Consider the following 13,948-nt stretch of genomic DNA (forward strand, 5'->3'; position numbering starts at 1 on the left):
GGTCACCTCCGTCGATCGAGTCCGGCCAGCGCCGACCGGGCGGCGTGGTAGCCGCACAGGCCGTGGACACCGGCGCCGGGCGGTGTCGCCTGGGAACAGAGATACACCCCGTCCACCCCGAGTGTGTAGGGGTCGTATGCCGGTCGGGGCCGGAAGATCATCTGCAGTCCGTCGTTGGCGCCGCCGATGATGTCACCGTGGGCGAAGTTGGCGTTGTGCCGGCTCAGGTCGGCGGTGCCGGTGCGGTGCGTGGCCACGATCCGGTCCCGGAAGCCGGGGGCGAACCGTTCGATCTGCGCGGTGATCGCCTCGGTGGCGTCGCCGTCGTAGCCGCGCGGCACGTGGGCATAGGCGTAGACCGGATTGAGCCCGTCGCGGCCGCGGGCGGGATCGGCGACGTACTGCTGGCCGAGGAGCACGAACGGTCGCTCCACCATGGTCCCCGCCGCACGCCGGCGTTCGGTGTCGGCGATCTCGGCGAGACCACCACCGAGGTGCACCGTGCCCGCCCGCGCACACGCCGGGTTGCGCCACGGGATGTCACCGCTGATCGCATAGTCCATCTTGAACGCCGACGACCCGACGCGATACCGCCCCAGACCCCGGGCGATCCGGCCGGGCATCAGGTCGCCGTAGAGCGAGAGTGCTTGTGCGGGAGAGAGGTCGAGCAGGACGAGATCGGCGGGCGGGATGTCGTCACGGCGTCGCACCGGGGTACCGGTCACGATGGTGCCGCCGAGTTCGCGCAGTGCCGCCGCGGCCGCCGCGGTGATCTTCCCGGAGCCGCCCTCGGCCACCGGCCAGCCGAATCGGTGACCGCTGGCGGTGATCATCATGCCCAGTGATGCGGTCAGCGGCCGGTCGAGCCGGGTGAACGCATGTGCGGCGATCCCGCCGAACAGTGCACGTCCCTCGTCGGTGCGGAACCATCGCGCCATCACCGTCGCCGGCAGCACCGCCCGGGGGCCGAACGCACCGAGCCGCACCGGATGTCGGGGAACGTGCAGGATCGGGCGGAGCAGATCGGCGGCCAGCTCGTCGAATCCGTCGGCCAGATCGCCGAATGCGGCACGCCAGCGCCGGCCGTCGGGGCCGAGTCCGGCGGCGGTCTCGGCGATCGACCGGTGCAGCAGTCCGGCCCGGCCGTCGTCGAGCGGATGGGCGCAGTCGACCGGCGGAAGCAGCCAGCGCAGTCCGTGGCGGCCGAGGTCGAACTCCTGCCAGAACGGTGAACCCACACCGAGTGGATGGAAGGCCGAGCAGTGATCGTGGACGAGCCCGGGCAGGGTGAGTTCTCCCGACCGGGCACCGCCGCCCACCTCGTCCTGCGCTTCCAGCACCGTGACCTCGACCCCGTTGCGGGCCAGGTGCAGGGCGGCGGCGAGCCCGTTGGGCCCGCCGCCGACGACGACCGCTGAGGTCATCGGGTTCCCTGCGCCGGTGTCGGGACAGCGGGGGTGGTGTCGGTCTCGGTGTCGGCGACGATCCGATCGGAGGTCGCGATCGACCAGTCGACGTCGACGGGGATCGGGCCGTTGGGCAGCCAGGGCTGCTCGGCCACCGCGTCGGCCACCCGATAGGTGCCGGTCTCGATCACGCCGAGCGCGGCGTCGATCACCTTGTACCGCTGGGTGCCCTTGTGGATCGGCTGCGATTCGATCCACGCGACGGTGAACTCGCCGGGTGCGAAGCCGCAGCGTCGTTGCAGGGCGGCGATGAGCTTCTCGTCGTGGAGATGACCGTCACCGAAGTTGAACGCCACCAACGAGTTACAGGAGAACTCGGCCTCCCGGAGGGTGTAGGTGTCGATGTCCGGGCCGAGTTGACGCAGCATCAGCGAATACAGTGCGCGTCCCTGACTGTGCAGCGAGCGCCACGCGAGCATCTGGTGCATCACGACGTCGGCCACCTCCGGGGGATACGTCGAGAGCAACTGGGTGCGGGTGTTCTTCGACGAACGGACCACATGCTGATCGAGTTTATCCTCGGCACCGGGGGCGAAGGCCCAGGTGGCCGACGCCCAGTTGCCGGCGTACTGCCGCATCGACGGCAGGAACGACACCAGGTCCGGACGCAGATTGCCCAGCACCGGGAAGAAGCACAGGCCGATCGCGATCACGACCATCACCCACGGCATGGAGGTGTCGGTCAGTGCATACCCGTCCCAGGCGGGGTGGCCCCAGAACAGGAAGATCGCCGCGTACCCGAACAGCAGATTCCATTCCAGCGGCACCGCGAGCGGGAAGGTCGAGAAGATGAACAGATGGAAGCCCACCATCAGGATCACCGCCGCCAGGGTCAGCCACTTGTCGGTGGAGAACAGCAGGACCAGCGGGGTGACGATCTCGACGATGGTGCCGAGGACGTGGCCGATCCCCGAGGCCAGACGTGACGGCCGCATGTCGGTGGGGAAGTTGCGGTAGTGGGCCCGCTTGATCGACCGGAACGGCAGCCACGGCGTGTTCGACAGCATGGGCGGGATCACCATCGAGAAGTGGTGGCCCAGTTTGGACACACCGGCACCCACCCACACCACGACGATGAGGAGTTTGAGCGCGAGGATCATGTCGACGAAGGGCAGGAAGGCGAAGAAGATCACCGCGGGCAGGTACTGCTCGGAGCGGGCCGCGATGAAGATGACCTTGTCGCGCAGGCCGATCACCACCAGCAGTGCGATCAGCGGGTACATCAGCGCAGGATTGACCAGGCCGTGATTGTCGGCCACCACCGCATCCAGCGACGACGACGCGACGCCGGGGAGTACGAGTGCGACGACGAGATTCACCAGCAGCGCCGCATACAGCACGACGTCGGCGACGGTACGGGTGTCACCGGCGGTGAGCGGTACCCGGGCGGGCCACGGTGGCAGCCGAATGGTGTTCGGCCGCAACCAGAACAGGAATCCTCCGGTCATCGGCTTGAAGTGACCGGCCAGCGGGCCCCAGGAGCCGCCGAGGCCGAGTACCTCGAGCAGCAGGGTCCACAGCACGGCCTTCTGGTAGACGATGGCCTGATCCCACCAGGTGCCGATGTCGAGGACGTTGAACCCGGAGGTGAACGTCGCCACGCACAGGCCGCCGACGACGAACAGCAGCCCACACTTGATCAGGTAGATGATGTGGATGAGTTTCGGTGTGCCGAAGCCGTATTCGGCCCAATGCAGGCCGAGGATGCGGATGCGTTCGAGGAACGGTCGCTCGAGAAAGGTCGCGGGATCCACCGGTGGTGAATCGGGTGTGGTCAGTCCCATGGGAGATCCTTCGTGTCGTCGGGGGAGGGGCTGGTGATGGGTTTCTGTGAACAGATTGCGTATCTGTGAACGACAGATGGGCGTGCGCCATCGGCACGACATCGGTTGTCGCGCAGATCAGGTGAGGGTTGGCGATGACCCGGTGGCGGTCCTGGGTCAGGAACCGGAGGGCTGGAGACCGCGTCGCAGACCCGGTTTGTCGATCTTGCCGACGGGGTTGCGCGGGAGCGCCGCGACGACGTGAATCCGGCCGGGCCGCTTGCTCTTGGCGAGCAGCGGCTCCAGATGGGCGGTGAGGGCCCCGGCGTCGGCGGCGGTGTCGGGATAGGTCACGACGAATGCCACCGGCACCTCGCCGTAGACGTCGTCGGGCGCACCGACGACGGCACATTCGAGGACCGCCGGATGGGTGGCCAGGGCGTTCTCGATCTCCTTGGGGTACAGGTTCTCTCCGCCGCGGATGATCATGTCCTTGATCCGGTCGACCAGGGTGAGGTAACCGTCGGCGTCGAGATGTCCGACGTCGCCGGTGTGCAGCCACCCGTCGACGACGGTCGCCGCCGTCGCCTCCGGCCGGTCGAGGTAGCCGCGCATCACGTTGGGGCCGGCGATCAGGACCTCACCGATCCCGCCGGGCGACACGTCGCGCCCGTCCGGGTCGACGATGCGGATCCGCTGTCCGGGCAGGGCGGGTCCGACGGTGCCGGGTTTGCGTGGTCCGCGCACGGGGTTGCACGCCGACGCGCAGGTCCCCTCGGTGAGGCCGTAGCCCTCGACGATCGGGATCGCGAAGGTGCGCTCGACGCGGCCGAGCAACTCCTTCGAGATCGGCGCGGCGCCGCAGATGGCGAACCGCAGCGAGGTGAGATCCGGCGTGACGTCGTCACCGTCGGCATTCGCGACGAGCAGGGCGTAGATCGTGGGGACGGCGGAGAAGTAGGTCGGCCGCAGTCGTGCGACGTCACCGAAGAACCGGGAGACCGAGAAGTGTCCGGTCACGGTGATCTGACCGCCCGCCAGGATCGGTGCGAGCACGCTGACGCAGATCGCGTTGACGTGGAACAGCGGCAGGACGAGCAGGGCGTGATCGCCGGCGCCCAGGTCGAGCAGTCGCACCATCGTCGAGCCCATGTAGTGCAGGTTGGCGTGGGTGAGCCGGACGCCTTTGGGGCGCCCGGTGGAGCCCGAGGTGTAGATCAGCAGTGCATCGTCGTCGGCGTCGGGTCCGGTTGCCGGCGCCGCCCACCCGGTGGTGGGCCGTTCGGTGAGGTCGTCCACGTGCAGGTGGATCCGGTCCGGATCGGATCCGCCCGCGCTCGCGCCGATCACCACCCGGGCGCCGGCATCGGACAGCTGGCACTCGGCCTCGTCGACGGTGAAGGTCGGATTGACCGGGGTCGCGATCGCGCGCAGCCGCCAGGCCGCCATGAGGGTGATCAGCAGTTCGACACGGTTGGGCAAGAAGGTGGCCACGACGTCGCCACGACCGATCCCGAGCTGGGCGAGCTGCTCGGCGCAGGCGTCGACGCGGTCGGCGAAGTCCCGGTAGGACAGCTCGATCCGGTCGTCGCGGACGCAGGGTGCCGAGCCTCGGTCGGTGAGGTCCCAGGCGAAGTAGGAGGGGGAGATCACGTGCGTACCTTTCGGTCTGTGTGATCCCAGACACTATGGAGGGCAGGTGTGATCTGATACGGCCCGGCGGGCCAGACTTTCCCGAGGCCGTTGTCCCCGGAGGACAAACGCCGAGGTCACCGGCTTAGGGCCGGCGGTGTAGGCGCGCTGCCGGACTCGGCTCGGCGGCCCGGATCTCAGTCGTGGGAGACCTTGGTGCCGAAGAGGACGGCGGCCTCGGTGGCCGCGAGATCACCGAGTCGGCGGCGACCGGCGAGGTACCCGAGCGGGCCGTCGGGGGCGAACTCCCAGGTGGCGCGCAGGGTACGCAGGTGCCCGACGATCCGGTTGGTGGAGAACGACCGCACGCCGTCGAGGACCTGGGCGGTGGGCAGGGGAACCTGGCGGGTTCCGGGCAGGATGCGTCGTCCGGGCCGGGCGGTCAGGGACGCCACCGGTGCACCGTCGATGCGCATCGCGGTACGCACGGTCCGGCCGTCGACGCTGCGCTCGAACTCGGCGAGGTGCTTCGGGATTCCCCAGAGTTCACGCCCGCCTGTGCGGGAGTGGGGGCTGGTCACCCAGATGTGCGGGATGCTCACCCGCGCCCCGTGGCGTGCCGAGAGCACCGGGAACGACGTGAGCAGTTCCTCGTACTGCAACACTCCGCCTTCGGTGTAGTGCACGAACGCCGCCACCACGACGATGCTCCCGCCGATCGTGAGCGGGCGGGAGCCGGCCGGGACCACATCGAGGGTGCCTGCCGGGAGTTCGGTGACCGGGACGACGAACGCCGAGGCGAGCAGGTCACCACCGAGATACCAGGGTTCGGGAGGATAGGGCACACCGTCGGCACCCTGGTGCCAGTCGCGATCGAGCCGGACAGCACCCTCGGTGCGTGCCATGTCTGTCGTCCTTCCCCCCGGAAAAAGGACTCCGACCGAGATCGCCGGGTCGGGGGTCTGGCAATCTCGATCGGAGCCAACTATGACATCGACGGCGCCGCGGACGGCGTTACATCGAGTCGCCGAAGTCTAGCGCGTGCCACGCGGAACAGGAGCCCACGATGGGAGAGATCATCTATGCGGACGACCTTCGGGTCGGTGAGGTCCACGATCTGGGGCCGCACACCGTCGGCGAGGCCGAGCTCGTGGAGTTCGCCTCCGCCTGGGATCCCCAGTCCTTCCACGTCGACAAGGCCGACGCGGAGGCCGGTGCCTTCCGCGGTCTGATCGCGAGCGGGATCCACACCCTGGCGATTGCCCAGCGACTGTCGGTGACCCAGGTGATCGACTCGTGGAGTGTGATCGCCGGACGACGGCTGCGGGAGATCACCTTCACCGCACCCGTGCGGCCCGACGACACCCTCACCGGCTCGTTGCGGGTCGACGCCGTCGAGCTGGACGAGCGTCGGGGTCGCGCGCTGATCACCTATGCGATCGACCTGCGCAACCAGCGTGGCATCGACGTGATGCACGCCGACGTCGAAGCCTATGTCCGGACTCGACCGGCGGGCACCGACTGACCTGCGCCGGGGCCGAGGCGTGCGCCGGGTGACCGCCGCGGCGGTGTCGGGCTGTCGGCGGCCTGTGCCACGATGGCGGTCATGACGTCACGGGCCGATTCCGAGCAGCGGCTGCGCGACCTGACGCGCCTGCGGCGGGTCCGCGACCGGATCGACCGCGAGTACGCCCACCCCCTCGACGTCGAGGCCCTGGCCCGGGGTGCACACATGTCGGCCGGACATCTCAGCCGAGAGTTCAAGCGGGCCTACGGCGAATCGCCCTACTCGTATCTGATGACACGACGGATCGAGCGCGCGATGACACTGCTGCGCCGCGGCGACCTGAGCGTCACCGACGTGTGTTTCGAGGTGGGCTGTTCATCACTGGGCACCTTCAGCACGCGCTTCACCGAGCTGGTCGGCATGTCCCCGCGCGAGTATCGGGCACGAGCCGCCGACGCCACCGCGGGAATCCCGGCGTGCATCGCCAAACAGGTGACCCGACCGGTCAGGAATCGAGAAGTGAGGGCCCCGCATGGCGGTTAGCGTGGACGCCATGACCATCACGATCCAGTACACCTTCCTACCGCAGACCGATCCCGAGGCCGCGCTCGGCTTCTACCGGGACACCCTCGGATTCGAGGTCCGCAACGACGTCGGGTACGAGGGGATGCGGTGGCTGACCGTCGGCCCCGCCGATCAGCCCCAGACCTCGATCGTCCTGCACCCGCCGGCCGTCGATCCCGGTATCACCGACACCGAACGGGAGACCATCCTCGAACTCATCGCCAAGGGCACCTACGGCGCAGCGCTCACGCTGTCCACCGACGACCTGCAAGGACTGTTCGACCGGCTGCAGGCGGCCGGCGCCGACGTCGTGCAGGAGCCGATGGACCAGCCGTACGGCGTGCGCGACTGCGCCTTCCGCGACCCCACCGGCAATCTGCTCCGCATCAACCAGGCCTGATCGGCGCCCGCCCGGCGAGCACCCCCGAGTACCGCCCACCCACCGCCGCCCGTCCATCCCCGAACCGGAGAACCCTTGAGCCGCACCGCGTCCCCGTCCAGCCCACGCCCTGCCGCCGTTCATCCTGCCGACACCCACGACACCATCCGGGTGCACGGCGCCCGCGAGAACAACCTGCGCAACATCGACGTCGAGATCCCGAAACGTCGTCTCACCGTGTTCACCGGGGTATCCGGTTCCGGTAAGAGCTCACTGGTGTTCGCCACCATCGCCGCCGAGTCGCAGCGGATGATCAACGAGACCTACAGTGCCTTCGTCCAGGGCTTCATGCCCGGTCTCGGCCGCCCCGACGTGGACGTCCTCGAGGGACTGACCACCGCGATCATCGTCGACCAGGAACGGATGGGCGCCAACCCGCGCTCGACCGTCGGCACCGCCACCGACGCCAACGCCATGCTGCGAATCCTGTTCAGCCGACTGGGAACCCCCGCCATCGGCTCGCCACAGGCGTTCTCGTTCAATGTCGCCTCGGTGAGCGGTGCCGGAGCGATCGAGGTGGAGCGCGGCGGCCGAAAGGTCAAGGAACGCCGCGAGTTCACCGTCACCGGCGGCATGTGCCCGCGCTGCGAGGGACGCGGCGACGTCTCCGACTTCGACCTGACCGCCCTCTACGACGCCGAGAAGTCACTCGACGAGGGGGCGCTGCTCATCCCCGGATACAGCATGGACGGCTGGTACGGGCGGATCTTCCGGGGTTGCGGCTTCTTCGACCCGGCCAAGCCGATCAGCAAGTTCACCAGACGTCAGCTCGACGCGCTGCTCTACAAGGAGCCCACCCGCATCCAGGTCGACGGCATCAACGTCACCTATGAGGGGCTGATCCCCAAGATCCAGAAGTCCATGCTGTCGAAGGATCGCGAGGCGATGCAGCCGCACATCCGCGCCTTCGTCGACCGCGCCATCACCTTCACCGTCTGTCCGGACTGCGACGGCACGAGACTGTCGGAGACCGCCCGGTCGTCGAAGATCGCGGGCAAGAGCATCGCCGACGTGTGCGCCATGCAGATCACCGATCTGGCCGACTGGGTCCACGGGCTCGACGACGCCTCGGTGGCGCCGCTGCTGACCTCGCTGGGCGAACTGCTCGACGCATTCGTCGAGATCGGGCTGGGGTATCTGTCGCTGGAGCGACCGGCCGGAACACTGTCGGGCGGGGAGTCGCAGCGCACCAAGCTGATCCGGCACCTCGGATCGTCGCTGACCGATGTCACCTATGTCTTCGACGAACCCACCATCGGGCTGCACCCGCACGACATCGCCCGCATGAACGACCTGCTCCTGCAGTTGCGGGACAAGGGCAACACCGTCCTCGTCGTCGAGCACAAGCCGGAGGCGATCGTGATCGCCGACCACGTCGTCGACCTCGGTCCCGGCGCCGGAGCCGGTGGCGGGCAGATCGTGTTCGAGGGGAGCGTCGACGAACTGCGTGGTGCCGACACGCTCACCGGCCGCCACCTCGACGATCGCGCCGCGCTGAAGGCCGAGGTGCGCACCCCCACCGGGACGCTGGAGGTCCGGGGCGCCGACACCCACAACCTGCGGGATGTCGACGTCGACATCCCGCTCGGGGTGCTCGTGGTCCTCACCGGCGTCGCCGGATCCGGCAAGAGCTCACTGATCTCGGGGTCGGTGGCCGGCCGCGACGGCGTGGTGTCGATCGACCAGGGCGCCATCAAGGGCTCGCGGCGCAGTAATCCGGCGACCTACACCGGGCTGCTCGAACCCATCCGCAAGGCCTTCGCCAAGGCAAACGGGGTGAAACCCGCTCTGTTCAGCGCCAATTCGGCCGGGGCCTGCCCCAACTGCAAGGGTGCCGGGGTGGTGTACTCCGACCTCGCGATGATGGGCGGGGTGTCGTCGGTGTGCGAGGTCTGTGAGGGCAGGCGGTTCCAGGCCGAGGTGCTCGAGTACACCTTCGGCGGCCGCAACATCGACGAGGTGCTGACCATGTCGGTGGCGCAGGCCGAGGAGTTCTTCGCCGACGGCGACGCGAAGGTGCCTGCGGCACACAAGATCCTGCGCCGGCTCGCCGACGTCGGGCTCGGCTATCTGACCATCGGGCAGCCGCTGACCACGCTCTCCGGCGGTGAGCGGCAACGCTTGAAGCTCGCCGTCGAGATGGGCGAGAAGGGCGAGATCTACATCCTCGACGAACCCACCACCGGGCTTCATCTCGCCGATGTCGAACAGCTGCTGGCCCTGCTCGACCATCTCGTCGAGCAGGGCCGGTCGGTGATCGTGATCGAACACCATCAGGCGGTGATGGCCCACGCCGACTGGATCATCGATCTGGGCCCGGGGGCAGGCCACGACGGCGGCCAGGTGGTCTTCGAGGGCACCCCCGCCGAGCTGGTGGCCGACCGGCGGACACTCACCGGTCGGCACCTCGCCGAGTACGTGACCGGCTGATCGGGCCCGGTCGACCGGGGCCGATCAGCTGACGACGTCGAGGATCTCGATGACGAAGACCAGGGTGTCGCCGGCCTGGATGCCCGCGGACGGCTGCCCCGAGGTGTAGCCGTCGGCCGGGGCGATCGAGACCACGACCGTGGACCCGACCTTCTGACCGGCGATCGCCTTGCTGAACCCGGGGATCACGCCGTTCAGCGGGAACTCGGCGGGAGTGCCGCGGCCGTAACTGCTGTCGAACTCCTGACCATCGCGGCCGTTGACACCGAGGTAGTTCACACGCACCTCGGCGGTGTCGGCGACGACGGCACCGCTTCCCTCGGTGAGGACGTGCACCTGGGTCTCGGTGACCGAGTACGGCGTGCTGACCGAGATCTTGGGTGCGGTGTCGCCGCTGGGCGGGGTCACCGAGATGCTGCCGGTCGCGCCCTTCGACTCCCATGTGTCGACGGCCGGGGTGTCGTCGGAACCGCACGCGGCGACCACGGTGACGAGGAACAGGGACGCGAAGGCAGCACATAGGCCGCGGTACAGACGCATGCGGTCACGCTAGCCGACGCGCCCCCGGTCCCTCCTCGGTGGTTCTGCGCTCAGGTGGTTCTGCGGTGAGGGGTCACGACACGAGGGCGGCCAGCTGCTCGACCTCGGCGACACTGCCCGGTGACACGAGCATGGTCGACACCCCGGCCCGCTCCCAGACGCCGATCTGCTCGCGGACGTGGTCGAGGTCGCCCACGATCGCCGAGTCGTCGACCACCTCGTCGGGGATGATCGAGGCGGCCTCGTCCTTACGGCCGGACCGGAACAGTTTGGTCACGTCGTCGACCACCTCCGAGTAGCCCATCCGGCGGTAGACCTCGGCGTGGAAGTTGGTGTCCTCGCTGCCCATTCCGCCCATGTACAGCGCGAGGAACGGCTTGATCGCCGCATAGCTGGCGTCGCGGTCGTCGGTGATGACGATCTGGGCGGTCGCGCAGATCTCGAAGTCCTCGCGGCTGCGACGGGCACCGGGCTTGGCGAATCCCTCGTCGAGCCACTCGTTGTAGGTGTCGGCCAGACGCGGGGTGTAGAACAGCGGCAGCCAGCCGTCGGCGATCTCGGCGGCGAGCGCGATGTTCTTGGGGCCCTCGGCACCCAGCATCACCGGGATGTCCGAACGCAGCGGGTGGGTGATGGCCTTGAGCGGTTTGCCCAGGCCGGTGCTGCCGGGTCCCTCATAGGGCAACGGATAGTGCGGGCCCGCACTGGTGACCGGCGCCTCACGTGCCCACACCTGCCGCATGATGTCGATGTATTCACGGGTGCGCGCAAGGGGTTTCGGGAACTTCTGTCCGTACCAGCCCTCGACGACCTGCGGGCCGGAGACGCCGAGCCCGACGATGTGGCGTCCGCCGGACAGATGATCGAGGGTCATCGCCGCCATGGCGCAGGCGGTGGGCGTACGCGCCGACAGCTGCAACACCGACGTGCCGAGCCGGACGCGTTCGGTGGCGGAACCCCACCACGCGAGCGGGGTGTAGGCATCCGAACCCCATGCCTCCGCGGTGAAGACGCTGTCGAATCCGCTCGCCTCCGCGGCCGCCACCAGCTCACGATGTGCCGGATTGGGGCCGGCGCCCCAATATCCCAGTTGCAGACCGAGTTTCACTGAACGTCCCTTCGTCGACGGGGTGGGGTGAGATCGTGGGTGCCGAGATCCCCGGCACGTGTCCTGGTATCCGAACCTATCCGGTGAGTGCATCGGTCACAACCCCAGACATACTCAAATTCATGAGTATGTGAGCGGCTAGGATGGAATCGACCGTGACCGCTGCGCGAAAGGGGACCCGATGGCCTTGCGGCACGCCATCCTGGCCGAGTTGCTCGACGATGCCGGCGCGTCGGGCTACCGGCTCGCCAAGACCTTCGACGTCGCCGTCGCCAGCTACTGGTATGCCACCCCGCAGCAGCTGTACGCCGAGCTCATCCGACTCGAGGCCGAAGGACTGATCAGCGGCCGCGAGGTGGTCCAGGTGCGCCGTCCCAACAAGCGTGTGTACACGCTCACCGACACCGGCCGTGAGGTGCTCGAGCGCTTCGTCGACACCACGTCCCGCCCGACGTTCATGCGTGACGACCTGCTGGTCAAGGTACGCGCCTGTGACATCGGGGAGGTCCCCGCACTGATCGACGATCTCCGGTCACGGTCGCAGCAGTCGCTGGTCAAGGCCGAGTTCATCGAGGGTCTGCTCGCCAAGTTGCGCGGCGACATGTCCGAGGACCGGTTCCTCGCCGAGAGTCCGCGGATCGGGCCGTATCTGACCGGTTTGCGGGGGATCGCCTACGAGCGGGAGAACGCCGCGTGGTGCCGCCGTACCGCAGATGTCCTCACCGCTCGTGGGGGCGGGTCGACCGCCCCCGACTGAGCCTGTCACCCCGACCGACCCTGCCGACGTCGTCGGGTTTGTCGCACACCGGGGATGCGACTGCGGCTACTCGACGCCGAGCTCGGCGGCCACCTCGGCCTTGATCTGCTCGAATTGTGCGCCCATCGCCGTCGCCAGCGCAGTGGCCCCCGACAGCGGTCGCACCATCACCATGAAGTCGTCGATCCGGCCCTTGTCGTCGAGGTGCAGGAAGTCGCAGCCGGTCACAGATCTGTCGCCGACCTTCGCCTCGAACACCAGGGCGTGGTCACGTCCGCCCGGGTCGGCGATCTCGCGGATGTAGTGGAAGTCGGTGAACACCCGCAGCACGCCGCGCAGGATCGCCGCGGTCATGGGCTTGCCCTCGTACGGGCGCATCGCCACCGGGCTGGTGAACACGACGTTGTCGGCGAGCAGGTCGGCCATCGCCGCCGCATCACCCTTCTCGACGGCCTCACGGAATGCACGCATCAGATCCCCTTTGGTCATGGATTTGAGTACTGGCACTCACACTAGGGTTGCCGGGGTCCCGTGTCCAGGGCCGCGACGCCTCCGCAGACCGCGTCGACGAGATCGGCGACGAGGGGATCGGTGTCGGCCCGACGTTCTCGCCAGACCGCCACCGTGCTGATGTGAGCGCGGGTCTTCTCCAAGGGGATCACCTGAACCGGCTCACCCTGGAACATCCTGCCCACCACACCCTCGCCGAGTGCTACGAGCGCGAACGCCTGTCCCGTCGCAACCAGGTGGGCGAGTCCAGCGAAGTTGCCGTCGCTCAACGTGATCCGTTTGTGCACGCCGTTACGTTCGAGGAGCGCGTCGAGATTGCGATAGATCTCGGGTGCGGCGTCGTGGTTGATCGAGGCGAACGGGATGTCGGCGAGGTCGGCGAGCGAGATCGACTCGGGCGATCCCGCGACGAGGCTGGATGCCACCGCGGCGCCGACGGGCTGTCGTTCGAGCATCACGCTGCCGAGGCCTTCGCCGCCCGCGGGTCCGTGGACGAGGGCGAGGTCGATCTCACCGGCACGGAGGTCACGGAGCAGGGGGGCGGTGCTCGCCGGGACGAGCCGGGGCCGGATGCCTGGATACGACTCGGCCAACGCGTCGAGTAGACGATCCCGAACGGTGGGGGTCACCTCCGGGGCGATACCGATGACGGCTTGGCGTGCCGCCTGTTCGGTTGCTGCCGACACCACCGCGGCCAGCCCGTCCACCCGTTCCAGGATGTCGACCGCGCGCGGCAGCAGGACGCGGCCGGCATCGGTGAGGTCGATCCGGCGGTGGGCTCGGATGAACAGTTCCGCCCCGAACTCCCGTTCCAGATCGTTGATCCGCTGGCTCAGCGGTGACGCCGCCATGTGCAGGCGCGCCGCGGCCCGGCTGAAACTTCGTTCCTCGGCCACGGCGACGAAGTATCGGAGATGGAGTAGATCCACGGTGCTCAGCGTATGCCACCTGCGCGACCGAGCCTCCGGACACCGTTGCGGGGCCGTCCTCATCGGTTGCCGGTGGCTGATTGAACGAGGGGCTTCTCTGCTGATTGAGCCGGGAGCGAGCATCGCAGGTTTCGACACGCCTCGTCGCTGTGCTCCTCATCGGCTTTACGATCAACGGCCGGTGGCTGATTGAGCGAGGGGGTTTCTCTGCTGATTGAGCCGGGACCGAGCATCGCGAGGACCCGTGTCGAAATCTCCGCAGTCTCCGTCGGGTGGTGAGTGCCTCCGGGGTGGTTGCGTGGG

General features: G+C 68.3%; 13 protein-coding genes. 5 read left to right on the forward strand and 8 right to left on the reverse strand.

The genetic code is table 11. The annotated features are described in order from the left end of the window. Positions 1-2 precede the first annotated feature (2 nt). From GD1_RS02505 to GD1_RS02520, 4 genes are all read right to left on the reverse strand, one after another. A complete protein-coding gene (locus GD1_RS02505) occupies positions 3-1,424 on the reverse strand; it encodes a phytoene desaturase family protein (RefSeq protein ID WP_053776785.1) in 1,422 nt (473 codons plus the stop codon). Next, positions 1,421-3,250 carry a DUF3556 domain-containing protein gene (locus tag GD1_RS02510; RefSeq protein WP_053776786.1) on the reverse strand — a complete coding sequence of 610 codons (1,830 nt, stop codon included), beginning with the start codon at positions 3,248-3,250 and terminating at the stop codon, positions 1,421-1,423. The genes GD1_RS02505 and GD1_RS02510 overlap by 4 nt, the downstream gene beginning before the upstream one ends. Positions 3,251-3,406: 156 nt before the next feature. Then, complete coding sequence (locus GD1_RS02515; RefSeq protein ID WP_373855219.1) at positions 3,407-4,879, reverse strand: class I adenylate-forming enzyme family protein; 1,473 nt, start codon at positions 4,877-4,879, stop codon at positions 3,407-3,409. Between the two features lie 179 nt (positions 4,880-5,058). Beyond that, a complete protein-coding gene (locus GD1_RS02520; RefSeq protein WP_020790425.1) occupies positions 5,059-5,766 on the reverse strand; it encodes an acetoacetate decarboxylase family protein in 708 nt (235 codons plus the stop codon). Between the two features lie 161 nt (positions 5,767-5,927). Between GD1_RS02520 and GD1_RS02525 the strand changes: the two genes are divergently transcribed. The 4 genes from GD1_RS02525 (at position 5,928) to GD1_RS02540 (ending at position 9,801) form a co-directional block, all read left to right on the forward strand. Further along, positions 5,928-6,386, forward strand: coding sequence for a MaoC/PaaZ C-terminal domain-containing protein (locus GD1_RS02525; protein WP_020790423.1), 459 nt, complete (start codon positions 5,928-5,930; stop codon positions 6,384-6,386). A gap of 81 nt (positions 6,387-6,467) precedes the next feature. Further along, positions 6,468-6,911, forward strand: coding sequence for a helix-turn-helix transcriptional regulator (locus GD1_RS02530; protein WP_053776831.1), 444 nt, complete (start codon positions 6,468-6,470; stop codon positions 6,909-6,911). 10 nt (positions 6,912-6,921) lie between these two features. Then, positions 6,922-7,332, forward strand: coding sequence for a VOC family protein (locus GD1_RS02535; RefSeq protein WP_053776832.1), 411 nt, complete (start codon positions 6,922-6,924; stop codon positions 7,330-7,332). Between the two features lie 75 nt (positions 7,333-7,407). Then, entirely contained in the window at positions 7,408-9,801 is a 2,394-nt protein-coding gene (locus GD1_RS02540) for an ATP-binding cassette domain-containing protein (protein WP_059035429.1), read from the forward strand. Between the two features lie 24 nt (positions 9,802-9,825). Here the strand turns inward: GD1_RS02540 and GD1_RS02545 are convergent, their stop codons facing one another. Together GD1_RS02545 and GD1_RS02550 are read right to left on the reverse strand one after the other, a co-directional pair. After that, positions 9,826-10,341: an FKBP-type peptidyl-prolyl cis-trans isomerase gene (locus GD1_RS02545; protein WP_083533804.1), complete on the reverse strand. Its 516-nt coding sequence runs from the start codon at positions 10,339-10,341 to the stop codon at positions 9,826-9,828. Positions 10,342-10,414: 73 nt separating this feature from the next. Beyond that, on the reverse strand, positions 10,415-11,449 hold the full coding sequence (locus tag GD1_RS02550) for an LLM class F420-dependent oxidoreductase (RefSeq protein WP_053776787.1): 1,035 nt from the start codon (positions 11,447-11,449) through the stop codon (positions 10,415-10,417). 181 nt (positions 11,450-11,630) lie between these two features. Between GD1_RS02550 and GD1_RS02555 the strand changes: the two genes are divergently transcribed. Continuing rightward, entirely contained in the window at positions 11,631-12,206 is a 576-nt protein-coding gene (locus tag GD1_RS02555; RefSeq protein WP_059035431.1) for a PadR family transcriptional regulator, read from the forward strand. A gap of 66 nt (positions 12,207-12,272) precedes the next feature. On the opposite strand, the gene GD1_RS02560 is transcribed toward GD1_RS02555, so the two are convergent. Both GD1_RS02560 and GD1_RS02565 read right to left on the reverse strand, forming a co-directional pair. Beyond that, positions 12,273-12,677, reverse strand: a complete 405-nt coding sequence (locus tag GD1_RS02560) for a nuclear transport factor 2 family protein (RefSeq protein ID WP_059035435.1) — start codon at positions 12,675-12,677, stop codon at positions 12,273-12,275. A 41-nt stretch (positions 12,678-12,718) separates the two neighbouring features. Further along, positions 12,719-13,645, reverse strand: coding sequence for a LysR family transcriptional regulator (locus tag GD1_RS02565; RefSeq protein WP_244882477.1), 927 nt, complete (start codon positions 13,643-13,645; stop codon positions 12,719-12,721). Positions 13,646-13,948: the final 303 nt, after the last annotated feature.

The sequence above is a fragment of the Gordonia desulfuricans NBRC 100010 genome, assembly GCF_001485495.1.
Taxonomy (GTDB): Bacteria; Actinomycetota; Actinomycetes; order Mycobacteriales; family Mycobacteriaceae; genus Gordonia; species Gordonia desulfuricans.